This is a genomic window from Pseudomonas sp. 5Ae-yellow, from assembly GCF_014077575.1.
In the GTDB taxonomy this organism is placed as follows: Bacteria; Pseudomonadota; Gammaproteobacteria; order Pseudomonadales; family Pseudomonadaceae; genus Halopseudomonas; species Halopseudomonas neustonica.
The window spans coordinates 152,017-167,789 of sequence record NZ_JACGWE010000004.1; the positions used below are offsets into that span (position 1 = coordinate 152,017).

General features: G+C 58.5%; 12 protein-coding genes and 1 tRNA gene. 1 reads left to right on the top strand and 12 read right to left on the bottom strand.

Translation table 11 applies throughout. The annotated features are described in order from the left end of the window. Position 1: 1 nt before the first annotated feature. Genes gspF through gspC form a run of 4 tightly spaced genes read right to left on the bottom strand, consistent with a single transcriptional unit; the run spans position 2 to position 5,649 of the window. Positions 2 to 1,213, bottom strand: coding sequence for a type II secretion system inner membrane protein GspF (gene gspF, locus H4J77_RS04520; protein WP_123890692.1), 1,212 nt, complete (start codon positions 1,211 to 1,213; stop codon positions 2 to 4). Between the two features lie 2 nt (positions 1,214 to 1,215). Beyond that, the gene (gene gspE / locus H4J77_RS04525) at positions 1,216 to 2,730 is read right to left on the bottom strand and encodes a type II secretion system ATPase GspE (RefSeq protein WP_123890691.1); all 1,515 of its coding nucleotides are present in this window, start codon (positions 2,728 to 2,730) and stop codon (positions 1,216 to 1,218) included. A 9-nt stretch (positions 2,731 to 2,739) separates the two neighbouring features. Next, positions 2,740 to 4,776: a type II secretion system secretin GspD gene (gspD, locus tag H4J77_RS04530; RefSeq protein WP_220469251.1), complete on the bottom strand. Its 2,037-nt coding sequence runs from the start codon at positions 4,774 to 4,776 to the stop codon at positions 2,740 to 2,742. A gap of 6 nt (positions 4,777 to 4,782) precedes the next feature. After that, positions 4,783 to 5,649 (bottom strand): type II secretion system protein GspC, encoded by an 867-nt coding sequence (gene gspC, locus H4J77_RS04535; protein WP_182247215.1) that lies wholly within the window; start codon positions 5,647 to 5,649, stop codon positions 4,783 to 4,785. A 413-nt stretch (positions 5,650 to 6,062) separates the two neighbouring features. Between gspC and H4J77_RS04540 the strand changes: the two genes are divergently transcribed. Beyond that, positions 6,063 to 7,535, top strand: a complete 1,473-nt coding sequence (locus tag H4J77_RS04540; RefSeq protein ID WP_182247217.1) for an alpha/beta hydrolase — start codon at positions 6,063 to 6,065, stop codon at positions 7,533 to 7,535. Between the two features lie 37 nt (positions 7,536 to 7,572). Here H4J77_RS04540 and tatB read toward each other — a convergent pair whose 3' ends face one another. The 8 genes from tatB to H4J77_RS04585 form a co-directional block, all read right to left on the bottom strand. After that, positions 7,573 to 7,848 (bottom strand): Sec-independent protein translocase protein TatB, encoded by a 276-nt coding sequence (gene tatB, locus H4J77_RS04545; RefSeq protein WP_182247219.1) that lies wholly within the window; start codon positions 7,846 to 7,848, stop codon positions 7,573 to 7,575. Between the two features lie 15 nt (positions 7,849 to 7,863). Next, positions 7,864 to 8,085, bottom strand: coding sequence for a twin-arginine translocase TatA/TatE family subunit (gene tatA / locus H4J77_RS04550; RefSeq protein WP_182247221.1), 222 nt, complete (start codon positions 8,083 to 8,085; stop codon positions 7,864 to 7,866). Between the two features lie 90 nt (positions 8,086 to 8,175). Beyond that, positions 8,176 to 10,215: a PhoX family phosphatase gene (locus H4J77_RS04555; RefSeq protein WP_182247222.1), complete on the bottom strand. Its 2,040-nt coding sequence runs from the start codon at positions 10,213 to 10,215 to the stop codon at positions 8,176 to 8,178. A 194-nt stretch (positions 10,216 to 10,409) separates the two neighbouring features. Further along, a tRNA-Sec gene (locus H4J77_RS04560) sits at positions 10,410 to 10,504 on the bottom strand. 21 nt (positions 10,505 to 10,525) lie between these two features. Further along, the gene (gene selB, locus H4J77_RS04565; protein ID WP_182247223.1) at positions 10,526 to 12,379 is read right to left on the bottom strand and encodes a selenocysteine-specific translation elongation factor; all 1,854 of its coding nucleotides are present in this window, start codon (positions 12,377 to 12,379) and stop codon (positions 10,526 to 10,528) included. Beyond that, on the bottom strand, positions 12,376 to 13,764 hold the full coding sequence (gene selA / locus H4J77_RS04570; protein ID WP_182247224.1) for an L-seryl-tRNA(Sec) selenium transferase: 1,389 nt from the start codon (positions 13,762 to 13,764) through the stop codon (positions 12,376 to 12,378). The genes selB and selA overlap by 4 nt, the downstream gene beginning before the upstream one ends. A gap of 21 nt (positions 13,765 to 13,785) precedes the next feature. Then, positions 13,786 to 14,325, bottom strand: a complete 540-nt coding sequence (locus H4J77_RS20175) for a UGSC family (seleno)protein (RefSeq protein ID WP_310734932.1) — start codon at positions 14,323 to 14,325, stop codon at positions 13,786 to 13,788. After that, complete coding sequence (locus H4J77_RS04585; protein WP_182247227.1) at positions 14,322 to 15,758, bottom strand: thioredoxin family protein; 1,437 nt, start codon at positions 15,756 to 15,758, stop codon at positions 14,322 to 14,324. Before H4J77_RS04585 ends, H4J77_RS20175 begins: the two co-directional genes overlap by 4 nt. Between the last annotated feature and the right edge of the window lie 15 nt (positions 15,759 to 15,773).

Sequence of the window (15,773 nt, forward strand, 5' to 3'; positions counted from 1 at the left end):
ATCAGTTCACCAATTGGTTGAGTTCAAAGATAGGCAACAGAATTGCCAGCACAATAAGCAGTACCACGCCCCCCATGGCGAGAATCAACAAGGGTTCAAAAACCCCCATGACCATGGCAATGCGTGCTTCCAGTTCTCGCTCCTGGGTTTCGGCGGCGCGTTCCAGCATCTGGTCCAGGGTGCCGCTGCTTTCCCCGCTCTTGATCAGGCTAAGCGTCATTGCCGGAAAGTAGCCGCTGCGCTCCAGCGAGTAACCAATCCCCGCGCCCTCGCGCACCCGCTGCGCCGCCTCGGAGACCGCTTCCCGCATGGGCAGGTTGCTAATCACACTGGCACTCATATTGAGCGCGTCCAGCAATGGCACGCCGCTGCCAGCCAGGATATTCAGCGTCCGTGCAAAGCGGGCGGTATTCAGGCCGCGGTTCAGCCGGCCAAGCAGCGGCAGCTTGAGCAATAGCTCATGCCAACGGCGCCGATTACTGTCTTTTTTCAGTAACGTCTTGGCGCCAAAGCCCATGGCAACCATCACCAGCAACATCAGCCAACCCCACTCACGCAGCGTGTCACTGACCGCAATCAGCGAGCGCGTGAGTAGCGGCAGTTCCTTGTTCATGCCATCAAACACCTGCACCACCTCGGGTACCACATAGGTGAGCAATGCCACCGTCACCAACAGGGCCACGCAGGTCAGAATGGCGGGATAGAACATCGCCAGCTGGATTTTCTGGCGCATGGCGTTTTGCGCTTCCACGTTATCAGCCAGGCGCTCCAATACGATGTCCAAGCGCCCAGCCTGCTCACCTGCAGCAATGGTAGTGCGATAAATCGGCGGAAACACCGAGGGGAACTCGCTCAGCGCATGGGCCAGCGGCAAACCTTCCATTACGCGCGTGCGCACGGCGGACAGTGCCGACTTCACGCGCGGTGACTCGCTCTGCCGGGCGACGGTACCCAATACCTCTTCAATCGGCAGCCCAGCACCTGCCAAGGTCGCCATTTGACGAGTCGCCAGCGACAATTCCAGCGGCTTGATACGTTTTTGCATGCTAGGCATGCGCAGGCGCGAGGTGCTTTCGGCGACCTGATTGACCGACATAGGCGTAAGGCCCTGATCACGCAGTCGCCCGCGTACCTGCCGTGGGGAGTCACCCTCCTCCACGCCCTTGCGGGTATGCCCGGCATTGTCCAGAGCGACATATTCGAAAGCGGGCACGGTCAGTCCTCCCGGGTAACGCGAAGGACTTCTTCCAGCGTGGTATCACCCGCCAGAACACGCCGCAAACCATCCTGCCGAATACCCATTTGCCCGAGTCGAGCGTGCTTGACCATGGCTTGTTCGCTGGCACCATCGTGAATCAGGCCGCGCAGGGTATCGTCGATTTCAATCAGCTCATAAATGCCGGTACGGCCGCGATATCCCCCACCATTGCAGGCGTCACAACCTACGGCGCTATACAGCGTAGGCGCCTGTTCAGGTGCAACGCCGATCAGCCGACATTCACTGGCTGTCGCTTCATGCGGCGCGCGACACTCAGGACAGAGCGTGCGCACCAGTCGCTGCGCCAGCACACCATTGAGCGTGGACGACAATAGAAAGGGCTCTATTCCCATATCGCGCAGACGAGTAATGGCGCCCACAGCGGTATTGGTGTGCAGCGTGGAAAACACCAGGTGACCGGTCAAGCTGGCCTGAATCGCGATCTGCACCGTATCCACGTCACGAATTTCGCCGACCATGACCACATCCGGGTCTTGCCGCAGAATCGCCCGCAGACCACGGGCGAAGGTCATATCGACCTTGTTGTTGATCTGCGTCTGGCCGATACCATCGAGGTAATATTCGATCGGATCTTCGACGGTGAGAATGTTGCGCGTGCGGTCGTTCAGCCGCATCAGTGCGGAATATAGCGTAGTGGTTTTACCCGAGCCGGTTGGCCCGGTAACCAGCACAATGCCGTGCGGCCGGCTGATCACCCGCTCCATGGCATCGTAATGCTCGCTGCACATGCCCAGCTGACGCAGTTCCAGACGCCCGGCCTGCTTGTCGAGCAGACGCAACACCACACGCTCGCCATGCCCCGAAGGCAAGGTAGACACGCGCACATCCACTGCACGGCCAACCAGTCGCAAACCAATACGGCCATCCTGCGGCAGGCGCTTCTCGGCAATATCCAGTTTTGCCATTACCTTGATGCGCGAAACGATGACCGGTGCCAAGGCACGCGGTGGCTCCAGTACTTCACGCAGCACGCCATCGACCCGCAAGCGGATAGACAATCTATTTTCAAACGGCTCAATATGAATATCCGACGCGTTTTCCTTCACTGCCTCGGACAGCAAAGCATTGATCAGGCGAATGATCGGCGCTTCATCCTGCGACTCCAGCAGGTCTTCCGGCTCGGCCAGCGACTGGGCAACCGACATCAAGTCAGCATCATCGCCCAGGCCTTCAACAAACTGCATGGCGTCATTGGCCGAGCGCTCGTACTTGTTGCGCAGATGCGCGGCAAAGGTGTCGTCGTCCAGCAAGGTCGGGCTGAGCGGATGGCTGCTGTGACGTCGCAGCTCCAGCAGACCCTGCGGGTCGCAATCCGCGCGCACGAACACTTCCAGCTGACCATCCTCACGCACATTGCCCGGCAGCACGCCAAAGCGACGAGCAAAACGATAACCGGTTTCCGCGGGCGCATTGGCGAGCGTTGCCCCAGGACTGAATTCGGTCTCACTCATGACCTGCTCCTAAAGCGCTGACGGCGGTGCAGAAATAGCAGACGGTCTGGCGGCGCCCTGCATGGCATTCTCAAATGGCGCAGGCAAAGTCAGCAGATAGTTCCAATCGGGCAATATCGGCACCACAGCATCCGATGCGCGGCCCCGACGATTCTGCTCCGCCAATTGCTGATCACGGATGTAGCTGTACTTGCTGTGGGTCAGGCTTTCAGCAACGGCCGTATCGCGAATGATGACCGGACGCAGGAAGACCATCAGATTGCGCTTCTGCACGTTTGAGGTGTCATAACGAAAAAGACGCCCCAAACCGGGAATATCACCGAGCAAAGGCACTTTATCGGCAGTCTCAACCAGTTGATCGTCAATCAGACCACCGAGCACGATCAACTGATTATCATCGACCATGACATGCGTGGTCAGGCTGCGCTTATTGGTAATGATATCGGCCGCACCGCTGGTGCCGGGTGCAATCTGCGAGACCTCCTGCGCGATCTCCAGACGCACTGCGTTGCCCTCGTTGATCTGCGGACGAATCTTCAGTTTGATACCCACGTCTTCACGCTCGATGGTATCGAACGCCTGCCCTGAATCTTCAACCGAGCGGCCGGTAATAAAGGGAACATTCTGACCGACGACGATTTCGGCTTCTTCATTATCCAGCGTAAGCAGACTGGGAGTAGACAGAATATTGCTGGCGGTGTCGCCCTGCAGTGCATTGATCAGCAGCGCAATTTGCGCGCCGCCGATGCTACCTACGCCGCCCAAACTCAGACCGCTTCCCAGCGAAGGCGGTGAGGCCAGATCACCCTCCAGAAACCCATTGAGACCTGCGGCCAGATCAACAATGCCACGACCGTTGCGGTTGAAATTAATGATACCCACGCCCGAGTTTTCACTACCAAACCCCCACTGCACGCCCAGCTCCTTGGCCCGCTCGTAAGACACCTCGGCGATAACGGCCTCGACCAGTACCTGCGCGCGACGGATGTCCAACTGACGAATGATGCTGGATAGCTCGCGGGATAACTCAGCCGGGCCATAGACCACAACCGAATTGGTACTTTCATGCGCCTCGACGCGTACCCGTGTCTGATTGCTCATACTGCTGGTCGTAGGTGCGCCGCCCGCTTGCGATGAGGTGCCGGCGTTTTGCTCGCGCCCCTCGGCGATACCGCGTAGCACCTCTGCCACCTCTTCAGCATTGGCGTAACGCAAATAATGCACCTGAGTATTGCCATCCTGTCCCGGCACATCCAACTGGCGAACCACACTACGCAGGGCAATGCGGCTCTGCGGATCGCCGCGCAGGATCACCGTATTAGTGCGCTCGTCGGCGATCAAGCGCGGCCCCTTGGTGAACTCTTCGCTGGGAGAATTGCTTTCCAGACCTTGAACTATCCGAACCACGTCCAGGGCTGAAGCATGCTCCAACGGCAACACTTCAAAGTCTTCCATGGACTCCTGATCGATACGTTCAACCAGGGACTGGATACGGCGCACATTGGCCGCCGTATCGGCAATCACCAGGGTATTGGATTCCGCTGCCGCGGCGAGATGGCCGCCCTTGGGTACCAGCGGACGCAGAATACGCACCAACTGACCGGCGTTGATATTCTTCACGTTGATCACATGAGTGATGACCTCATCACCCGGCGTACTGCTGGTTAGCCCGGCCAACTCATTTTCCTTGGCCTGCACCTCAGGCACGATGCGCACGACTCCATCAGAGCCACGCACAGCAGCAAAACCGTAGGACTTGAGCACGCCGAGAAACAGCGGATAAAGCTCATCACGCGGGATTGGCTTACCCGACACCACATTGACCTCGCCACGCACCCGCGGATCAACAATAAAGTTGATGCCGGTTTCCTGACTAACGATTTCAATCAAGCCATTGATGTCGGCTCCGCGCAGGTTTAGCACCAGATCTTCGGAACCATCCCCCTGTGGCTCAATCAGCGCCTGCGCCGCCAGCGGCGTAGTGCTCAAACACAGGCTCAATGCCAACGAAAGGGTAAAACGGTTAAGACGAAACTGCATGGGCATCGTATATCAATCCATTGTTATCGTAATGTTCATAGGCTCGCCATCGCGCTCAAGCGAAATCGACACCGAACTGGCGTCAGACAACTCTTTGAGAATGTCGCGATAATCCTCGATATCTGAGATAGGGGTTCCGTCCACATCGGTGATCACGTCACCCGACTGTAAGCCGGCCGCCTCAAACTCGCGTACGTTGCGCGACGGAGAAACCTCAAGGCCATACATACCGCCATCAACCATTACCGGCGTTGCACTGATAACCTCCATAAAACGCTGAGGGTCGTTAAGCCAGGCGCTGCGATCAATGCGCGCCACACCGCCATCGGGGGCCAAAGTAAGATTGGAGTTCGTGGTCGGCAGCGCCGCCTGGCGGCCGGCACTGCGCACGCTACTACCTACGTCGTGACGCTTGAGCCGCAGGGTTTCAAGCTGGCCATCACGCACCAGCATGACGCGGTCAGACAGGACCTGATCAAGACGTACCTGACCTGGAAGTTCGGCGCCCACTCGGTAGAGTTTTTCCGGTTGGCCCTGGGTGGCCAGAATCGCTGCGCTGCGTTTGGGATCAGGATCAGACAAGACGCCCTTTAGGGTCCAACTGAGCTTGGTATCCGGTGCGTTGACGACGACGGGACCATCGGCCGCAGGCGCGCGGCCTAAAACAGACAGTACGGCGAGCTCACGAAAACCCGGGCGGCCTGCACCGGGTTCGTTGCTGGAGGTGGGGTAACCGAGCACCGCAGGTGCCGGCAGTACGCTATCAGGCTCAACCAGCATCCATGTGAGGTGGGCCAACAGCCATGCGCTGAACAGCACCACAATAGCGGTCGTCAGCCTGATGACGATATCCGCTGAAAAGCGAGCAACCAATGGCATGCGTTCTCCATAGCAAAGGGGCCGAGGGACGGCGTCCGGGCCAGCGAGAGGAAGCATACTGACCTTTCTTTGCAAAATTATTGTTATAGGTTTGAAACAGACTGCGCATTTGATTCGATTGTCACGATTTTGCCATCTAGCAGCAACCCCTGAATAGGTTATTCCAGAGGCTTGACTGCAAAGTTGAGACGCTATCGGGAGAGATCATGCTGACACATCACCCAAATGGGTGTCTTCCTTGTTACACACATCACCAAACTCTATAAAGCCTCATACTTGATAGCGAAACCGTCTCAGACTGAGCCAATAACTACTTGCGAGACAACCGGAACACCGCTTTACTTCTGCGAGCAATGCCAAACCCGAGGACGGGGAACACAACAACTAGGCTTGCGCTACGGAGAACAACAATAATGTTTGAATTAAAGAAAACTGCGCTGATCGGCTTGGCTATCAGCAGTCTTGCTCTTTCTGGCTGTCTCAGTGGCGGCGGCGGAGGTGGCGACGACGACGCGCCCGCCCAAGTCCGAGAGCAGCAGAAACGGATAGACGCCAATTTTTTCAAACCAGTACAGGAAACCAGCGCGGACTTTACCGCCCTGAGAGACGAAGCCCCCTACAACACTACGGACCGCTGGGTCGGGGTTCTGAACGGTGCAGCTTACAGGGTGGAAGTACCGGAGAACTGGAACGGCTACCTGGTAATGTATGCCCACGGTTTCCGGGGTGAGGGTTCCGACCTCACGGTCGACAACGCCCCTATGCGTGAGTATCTGCTAGACAACGGCTACGCGTGGGCCGCTTCCAGCTACAGCACCAACTACTACGATGTGCGGGCTGGCGTTGAAGATACCAACGCGTTGGCCTTGGCCTTTACCGATATTGCAGCTCAAAATGGTCGAACATTAACAGCGCCTGAAAAGTACTACATCACGGGCGTATCGATGGGCGGTCATGTCGCCGCCGCGGCGGTAGAAAGAGAAACGATTGAAACCGCTAACAACGTAGTAGCGTATTCAGGCGCAGCGCCAATGTGCGGCGTGGTCGGTGATACCGAACTGTTCAATTATTTCGCCGGGTACACCATTTCCCTGGCAGCGCTGGCTGGCGTACCACTTGATAACTTCCCGCTGACCGAAGCACAGGCAGCAGACATGCTTGCGCAAGCGCGGACGGTGATTTGGAACAACTATGATGCAGACAAAAGCGCGCTTGGTCTGACGGCCCAAGGATTCAATTTCTTCCTAGCCCTGCGGAACTTGAGCGGTGGCGAGCGCCCTATTTACAACGTCAGCTTCGGATTCTTTCAGGATCTGCTGCAGGGATTTGCCGGTTCAGATGGAACCGTAGAAGGCATCACGCTCAAAAACGTTGTAGATACCACAGGCATTACTTATCGCTATCAAAGCAACCTCGGGCAGCCACTGACCAACGACGAAATAAACTTCAACAGCATGATTATTCAAGCAGAAGCTGAAGAGGGTGCCAACGCGCTTCGCGATGATGGTCTGCGCTGGATACCTACCGTGAAAGGCGAGTTCGACGTTCCAGTAGTGACTGCGCACACTATTGGCGACCTCTTTGTCCCCATTCTGATGGAGCAGCAGTACCGTGAACGCGCCAACGCTAACGGTAATGGCGGGCTTCTGGTTCAGCGAGCTATCAGGGCGCCAGGGCACTGCGATTTCACAGTGGCTGAGTTTGAAGACACCCTCGATGCCATGCTCGATTGGGAACAATTAGATATCAAACCTGGGGGCGATGACTGGAATACACCCGCTACGGTTGCTGATTCGAACTTCGGCTGTAATTATACGATTGATGGGCCCGTAGGACCTGACAATTACCCTCGAGTGCTACTCGACGCCTGCAACATCCCCGACTAAACACCCTTATCTCTGCAACGAAAAACAGGGCTGACTCTCAGCCCTGTTTTCTTTCCACCTCATCAATCACAACCCTGCGCACCAGCGTCTTGACGTTACTCTGTCGCAGCATTTTCACGTTGTCTGACACCTGTTTGAGCTCGTCGGCAGGAACAGACTCGCCCAACTCCCGCTGCACATCAGCCAGCATGTTTTTAGCCCTGCCCATTACACGTCCTACCGAACGTGCTACCGCCGGCAGTCGCTCAGGCCCTAACACCAGCAGCCCCACCACAAATACCAGCAGCCACTCAGTCATGCCGTTGCCGAACATACACAGCTCCTCGCCTCAGGCGCGTTGCTGACTTTCGCGCTGTGCGGCCGGTTTTTGCGCGGCATCCAGCGCCAAGCCTTCCTGTACCTCATCCGTTTCCTTAATGGCCTTGCGGAATCCGCTGATTGCGCCGCCTAAATCACCACCGATATTACGCAAACGCTTGGTACCAAACAGCAACATGACAATGACCAGAACGATCAATAACGAACCCACACTCACTCCACCAATACCCATAAAAACCTCCACAACAAAGGGGGCAGGCAATAACTCACCCGCCCCTGAAAACAGGGTTTTATAGACAGTGCATTAGCACACTGCCCGCCATTAACTACCGACGACACCACCGTCATTCTTCCACACCACTACCGTGGCCGAACGTGGGTAGGCGCCGGCAGTGTTATCCGGCCAGTTACTGCTGTAATTACCCGCAGCGAAATTCGCGCCTGAGGTCCCCTCGCCCGGATGCTGAACGTTAATGAACAACGTCTTCTGATCCGGCGACATGGTGATACCGGTAATTTCCTGATCAATCGGGCCAACCAGAAAGCGCTTGAGCGTGCCTTTCCTGGGGTCGGCAACCAACATGGCGCAGTTACCGTAGGGGTCATCAAAGCCGCTATCCATCTGAATCCACACCCGGCTGTCAGGGTCGATCCACATACCGTCCGGCGAGCTGAGAATATTGTCTGCGGTCAACTGGTCGCCGTTCGGGTCATAACCAATATTGGTATCCTGGCCGCTTTCTCCGCTATCACCACCAAACAGAAAGATATCCCAGTTGAAGGTGGTCGCGGCCTGGTCGCCACCGGTTTCTGACCAGCGAATGATGTGACCATGCAGGTTAGGTCCACGCGGGTTGGCCTCATCGACCTGGCCAGCGGAACGGTTAGAGTTATTGGTCAGGGTGAAATAGACATCACCATTGGCGGGATCAACAGCGCCCCATTCCGGCCGATCCATTGGGGTAGCCCCCCTCGCATCCGCAGCCAGACGGGTATTGACCAGCACATCGGCCTGGCTGGTGAAGGGCGTATCCGGATGAGTTTCATCCAGGCCATTTTCACCGTAGACCAGAGACAACCACTCGCCGCTGCCATCATCGTTGAACTTGGCAACGTAAAGGGTGCCCTCGTCCAGCATATCGCCGCTGGCAGTTGCCGCGTTGTAATTGCTGGCAGTGACAAACTTGTAGATGTACTCAAAGCGCGAATCATCGCCGGAGTAACACACCACAGGCTTACCTTCTTCTGCCGGGGCAAAGACCACACCTTCATGGCCAAAGCGGCCCATGGCAGTGCGCTTTTTCGGGTTGCTTTCCGGCGCAAAGGGGTCGATCTCAACCATCCAGCCGAAGCAGACCGGCTCGTTACGGTAATCCTGAGTAGCGTCTAAGCCCTTGATGCTGGCGTCAAAACGGATGAACTCATCAGCGCCACTGTCGGCCAGCTCCCAGGCATAACGACCGGTACCGCTGCCCACGCCATAACGTGAGTGCTCACGCGGGTTATCACCCTTGTTGGTGAAGTAACCGGCCCAGTTCTCTTCGGCCGCCATATAGGTGTTCCAGGGCGTATAACCATTGCCGCAGTTATTCAAGGTGCCACGGGTCATGGTGCCTGTAGGGCTGTAGAGCGTTTTAACAAAATCGGTGCCGCGCACCGGGCCGTGCAGCTCCATTGGCGTCAGGCCAGTGATCCGGCGGTTCAAGGCGTCAAACTGAACTTGCCATTCATTGTTGGCGCCTTTGACCACGCGCACCACGGACACCCCGTGGCCGTTCAGTTCCTTGAGCACCTCATCAGCCGGGCGCTTGCCGTTATCCAGCGGTGGCAACGCACTACTGCCCAAAGATAGCCCCACGGCTGATGCATGCATAAAGCGCGGCTCTACATACTCGTGGTTCAGTACCAGCAGACCGTCGTCGGAGCTACCGTCAATGCCGTAGAAGTGCATACCATCATGGTGCGAGCCTATCTGCTGTGCCTGATCAGCACCGCTATCGGCCAACGCACGGGTGACGCCGCCAATAATCGGGGTTCCCCAAGGAATCAAAACTTGATAGCTGTAGCCTTCAGGGACAGTAATCTTGTCTTCACTGTTGACTGCCACAGCAGAAAAGCCAATCAATTCGGCCGGGCTACCCGGCTCATCACCATCATCGCTAGAACTGCTTTTGCAGCCAGCCAGCCCCAACCCGAAGAAGCCCAGCGCAGCAGCACCTGCACTCCCCTTGAGCACCTGGCGCCGCGCCAAGCGCGCCTCAAGAATGCTGGAAAAAAGGGGGTTCATCTTGCGAGTGCTCAGCGGTTCATCACCCTCGCCATTATCGATAATTATCAGCTGATCGTTTTGCGCTTGAGACATCGGTTCCATCCTCATCAGGGGGTTGTAGTGCCAATCCCAAACAGGATGCAGATCATTGATGACAACAAATGCAAAACCAGATGAAGCTTTAGCGGCTATTACGCAACAAATCGATGTCTTATTGGTGACAATATTTCAAAGCAGAAACTTTTATGACAGAGCCATTTAGCGCACTCTGAAACAGGTTGGGTAAATGGCGGAAGGACATGGGAGTCGAACCCACCAGACACGCGTTGCGCATCTCACCGGAGTTGAAATCCGGGCGCCCCACCGGGGACGATGTCCTTCCTATGCGATACAGGCCTGAGAATCAGCCTGCGGCAAGAAAACGTTGTTCACGTACGAAACGGGTAACCCCCGCGCGGTCCAGATATTCCAGTACCTGAATCGTCAGGTTACGGCCGATACCCGAGGCGTCCCGGTATTGCGCGGCGTTGAAGCTACCAGAGGCGGAGGCTGCCGCCAACTCCTTTGCCACGGCCACCAGACCCGCAACCTGGTCTGGTAAATAGTAACGATTTGGCGCCACTGCTATCAGCTCACCCGCGCGCTGCATACGTTGCAAAAACGGCTTGAGCTGATCCAGCGGCATAGCTAGTTGGGTGGCCAGCTCACCAATAATCGGTGGCCTCAGCCCAGCGGGCTGCAACTGCTCACTGACCTGCGCCAACAACACCTGATCGCCCGCTTGCAGTTGCGGTTTGTGGCCCGCGAGATACCAGGCCCAGGCTTGGCGCTGCAGCCTGCCCTCATCCAGCCAGCGACGTAACAAAGCACGCCCCAGTGACAGGGGCAACTGCAGAGTAGAAACCAGCGCCAACTCGCCCTCCCCCGGCCCCAGCTGTTCCGGGTGCGTGCTGTGCCAGTCGCTCAAGCGCAGGTGTAGATGCTGCCAGGCCTGTTCGCTGCGCTCTACGCTCAGTGCATAGCCGGCCAACTGCAACGCTTCGCTGCGCTCCAGCAGTGCTTCAAGCTCGGTATCGTTCAGATTAAAGCGCTGGGCAAAACTCACTAGTTCCACCTCACCCCGCGCCAGCGCAGCAGCGAATGCCTGTTCTGCATCCTTCGCCGCGTGCCAGGCGCGCATCAAGTCGATGCGTTGTGGCTTGCTGCGGCCACGCCGTAAACCTTGCGGATCGAGTAGTTGACCACCGCCCAAGGTAGTATTGGCTGCCGGGTCGCGGATGATAAAACGCTCATCCCAGACCGCTTGTACTGGTTGCTCCAGCATCAGCTGAGCGATGACCGGTTCAGTGCTATCATCCAGCATCACCACCCGTAACGGATAAACCCCGGTGCCCAGGTGCAACTGCAATACGCCCCGGTGCCAGCGGCTATCAGGTAGCCGATGCAAGGCGACATCCAGCCGCTCGCTTGCTGGCAATACGGCACTGCTGAGCCAATCGCCACGACGTGGCACGTCCTCAGTGATCGCGCCTGTCAGGTTGACGGCGCAGCGCTGACCAGCCTGAACCGCCGTCACCTCTTTACTGGCCATCTGCAGACCGCGCACGCGCAACTCGACGTCGCCGCACAGCAAGCGCTGACCTGGCTTAAGCTCGCCGCTGACCAGGGTGCCGGTTACCACGCAACCCGCACCGGTAATACTGAAGCGGCGATCCACCATCAGCCGTGCATGGCCGCCCACCTTCTGCGCAACCTGCTCGGCGGCGCGCGCCAACAGATGCGCCTTGAGCTCGGCGATGCCCTGTCCGCTCAGACTGGAAACCCGCCATACCGGGGCAAGCGGCCAAGCCTCCTCGTGCAGCAACTCAGCAATCTGCGCGGCAACCCGTTGCTGCTGCGCATCATCCACTAGGTCACAGCGGCTCAGCACCACCTCAAGTTCGCTAACGCCAAGCAGGCGCAGAATACTCAGGTGCTCACGGGTCTGGGGCATAACGCCGTCGTCAGCGGCCACTACCAGCAGCGCCATATCGACGCCAGCCACACCCGCCAGCATGGTGCTGATGAACCCTTCATGCCCTGGCACATCGACAAATCCCAACGGCAGGCCGGACTCGGTCGGCAACCAGGCAAAGCCTAACTCGATGGTCAGCCCACGGCGTTTTTCTTCGGCCAGGCGATCGGTATCGACGCCGGTCAACGCTTTGATCAGCGTGGTCTTGCCGTGATCCACGTGCCCGGCAGTGGCAATGATCACGCCTCGGTGACCCACTGCGCCAGAAGGGTTTCCGGGTGTTCCAGACAACGGCAATCAAGCAGCATGCTGTCATCGGCGATGCGCCCGATCACGGGCTGCGGCAGTTGGCGCAAGCGCTCGGCCAGGGTGCGTAGATCGCGGCTACGGGTACGTTTATTGGCGCTGCGACTGCGCAGGCGCAAGGCGGCGCTGGGCAGCACCTCCAGTGGCAACGAGCCCGAGCCAATCTGGCTGCTGACCGCACAGACGTCGACCTCAAACGCCTCACCCACCCAGGCCTGTAACCTGGGCAACAGCTGCTCTGCGGTGCTCTGAATATCAGCCTGACTGCGCGTCAACAAACGTAGCGCCGGAATGCGCTGCACCAGCGTTTGCGGGTCAGCATACAAACGCAATACCGCTTCCAGCGCGGCGAGGGTCATCTTGTCGCAACGCAGTGCCCGCTTGAGGGGACTCTTGCGAATGCGCGCGATCAGGTCTGCGCGCCCAGCGATAATGCCGGCTTGCGGCCCTCCGAGCAGTTTGTCACCACTAAAGGTAACCACATCAACCCCTTGCTGCAGCACCCGCGATACCACCGGCTCACCAGGCAAGCCCAATGCCTGCAGGTCGATCAGTGAGCCAGCGCCCAGATCCACCATCAGCGGCACCTGATGCGCACGCGCAATCTCGGCCAGCTGCGCCTCGCTCAGCGCCGTGCTGAAGCCTTCAATCCGGTAATTACTGGTATGCGCCTTGAGCAGCAAGGCAGTACGCGGGCCAATGGCCTCGACATAATCCTTGGCGTGCGTGCGATTGGTCGCGCCAACTTCGTGCAGCTTGCAGCCAGCGCGCGCCATAATGTCTGGCAGGCGGAAAGAACCGCCAATCTCGATCAACTCACCGCGCGAAACCACCACCTCACGACGGTTGGCCAAGGCGTTGAGCACCAGCAGTACGGCGGCGGCGTTGTTGTTGACCACGGTCGCCGCTTCAGCACCGGTCAGCCGGCAAATCCACTGCTCGACATGATCGTCACGGTCGCCGCGCTGGCCCGTCTTAAGATCGAATTCAAGGTTACTGGCACCCACCGCGACCGCCGTCATCGCCTCGATGGCTTCTGGCGGCAATGGCGCGCGGCCCAGATTGGTGTGCAGTACGGTTCCGGTCAGGTTGAACACCGCCCGCATGGACGGCGCCAGCAGCTGCTCGATCTGCCGCTGCACCGCGTGCAACACCTCAGCCTCATCACTGATGTGGCCCTGGCGCCATGACTCCAGTGCCACCCGCAGGCATTCAAGCACCAGCGCGCGGCCATGAATAGCCACCAGCGCCTGCATGCCGGGCCACTTCAGCGCCTTGTCTACCGCCGGCGGGCGGTGCATCGGTTGGGCAACCTCGGTCATGCGGCTGCCCTCCCGTTCTGCTCAGTCGCTGGCATCCTCTGTATCGGCACGCAGCAGGCGCAGAATATCCGCCAGAGCGCCGTCGGCCAGCGCGCGCATTTCATCATCGGTACGGTCCTGGATCGGGTGTGGCACAAAAACCATCGCCGGATCAAAACCAAGCGCCTTGGACTGCAAGGCAGCCGCTTGTACAAATTCACTGGAAGCAACCCCTACTCCTGGGATCTGGCGTGACTCCAGGTCTGCTATGTCATGCATACAGCACGACGTACAAGACCCTCAGTCAGCCAGCCCTTCTACCAGCAGATCAACCTCAGCGGCCATCTGTTGTTTGAGTTCGGTAGGCGCCACACGGGTAAAGGTCGGCTTGTTGTAGCGTTTGACCTCAATCCCCATCGCCGCCAGTTGCTCCTCGATACGATCAAGGAAGACGTTGCCACGCGGCTTGGAAATATCCAGCAGGCCAACTAGCTTGCCCTCAAGGCTGGCAGGTCGTGCCAGTCGCGAGCGCTGAGCCGGGGCCTGCTCGGCCGTCGGATCGAGCAATATGCTGTCGTTCATGTATTTACCTCACGTGTTACCGGAGAAGATCCAACCGGGCCAGACGCGGCCCAGCCAGCAATAATGGCGGAAAACAGACCTGCTGTACCGCCAGCCCGGACGATCAAAAGACCGCCGGGGCGAAACTTGGGAACCTGTTGATCCTGAAAACGCGCCGGAATACCTTCGGCAATGCCGTCGGCGCCAGCCACCAGCTGCGCGCCGGGCGCCATCAGCAGCTGCTCCAGCTCTTCGCGCAAACGCTGCTTGGACCAACCAGCGTCGATAAAGACCCGCGCATGCTCAGGCGATACCACCAACACCGCATCACCGGCCATCGCCAGCTTGGCGTGGTCAACGGTGCGCAGCGACAGCGCAAAGGAGCGCGCCAAGGACTCAGGATCACGGGATTTCTGGTCAACGATGCCCTGCACGCCTTCACCAGGGAAGATCGTCACCGCCGAACGGCCTGCTTCGACGCCGCGCTCCTGCGCCAGCGGCAACCAGTCACTGTCTTCTGCTTCAGCAAAACAGAAACTGTACTTGCCGGGGTTACCCAGCGTGGAGCGGTCGATCTCACCGGGCCGGCCGCCGCCCACGTTGCGAATAATCAACTGCAGCGCGCGGCCGATAGTGGCATTGGCGCGATTACCCTGCCCCAGTGCGTTCACCCCCGAGTTCATGCCGATGGCCTTGGCCGCCGGGCCATTCACAATGATCATCGGGCTACCAAACATCGTGGTGCAGATCAGCCCGTGCAAGCCAAATTCATCGGTCAGTGAGGCTTCCAGCGCGGCCAACAGTACCGGCATGTACTCGGGCTTGCAGCCCGCGAGCACGGCGTTCACCGCGACTTTCTCCACGGTGCAGGGCACCAGATCAGGCGGCATCAAACCCACGACTTCATCGGGCTTGCGCTCGGTACCCTTGAGCATCCGCAACACCCGCACCGGCGTTGGTGGCACCACCGGCAAACCATCGCTCCAGCCCCGCTCGTAGCAGGCCTCCATCGGGTCATCAGCGCCCGCAATGTCGATCTCACGGGACTGTAGCTGGATGTCGCCAAAGGCCAGTTCCAGTTCCTCGGCAATGCCCGGCTCAAGCGTTTTGGAACCGCAGCCAGGGCGCATCACCGGCAGCGCCTCGCCCAGCTCAGCCACGCCGCTCAGCTGTCGCCAGTCTTCCTTGTGCCAGCCATAGGTACGCTCGATCTCCTGTCCGTTTTCAACACGGATGAGCGTGGGCACGAACTCGATGCCCAGGCGATAGGAGTGTTCCAGCGTCTTGTCGTAAAGCGAGCCGGACAAATCAGCGGCGTAATCGACTGAGTCCTGCACGTAAACAGTCAGCGGGCCGCCTTGCGCCATTTCGGCGAGCAGTGGTTCCACCAAGCGGCAGGTAGGGCAATCGGCCTTGGCCACTACAATCAGGCCATCGGGCAGTGCTGTTGTCATTGGAAGCCCTTTGTA

Excerpts from the sequence above, each read along its gene's own strand:
- selA (WP_182247224.1), bottom strand. The coding sequence starts at position 13,764 with ATGACCGAGGTTGCCCAACCGATGCACCGCCCGCCGGCGGTAGACAAG.
- tatB (WP_182247219.1), bottom strand. The coding sequence starts at position 7,848 with ATGTTCGGCAACGGCATGACTGAGTGGCTGCTGGTATTTGTGGTGGGG.
- gspD (WP_220469251.1), bottom strand. The coding sequence starts at position 4,776 with ATGCCCATGCAGTTTCGTCTTAACCGTTTTACCCTTTCGTTGGCATTG.
- gspC (WP_182247215.1), bottom strand. The coding sequence starts at position 5,649 with ATGCCATTGGTTGCTCGCTTTTCAGCGGATATCGTCATCAGGCTGACG.
- gspE (WP_123890691.1), bottom strand. The coding sequence starts at position 2,730 with ATGAGTGAGACCGAATTCAGTCCTGGGGCAACGCTCGCCAATGCGCCC.
- H4J77_RS04555 (WP_182247222.1), bottom strand. The coding sequence starts at position 10,215 with ATGTCTCAAGCGCAAAACGATCAGCTGATAATTATCGATAATGGCGAG.
- tatA (WP_182247221.1), bottom strand. The coding sequence starts at position 8,085 with ATGGGTATTGGTGGAGTGAGTGTGGGTTCGTTATTGATCGTTCTGGTC.
- H4J77_RS04540 (WP_182247217.1), top strand. The coding sequence starts at position 6,063 with ATGTTTGAATTAAAGAAAACTGCGCTGATCGGCTTGGCTATCAGCAGT.
- H4J77_RS04585 (WP_182247227.1), bottom strand. The coding sequence starts at position 15,758 with ATGACAACAGCACTGCCCGATGGCCTGATTGTAGTGGCCAAGGCCGAT.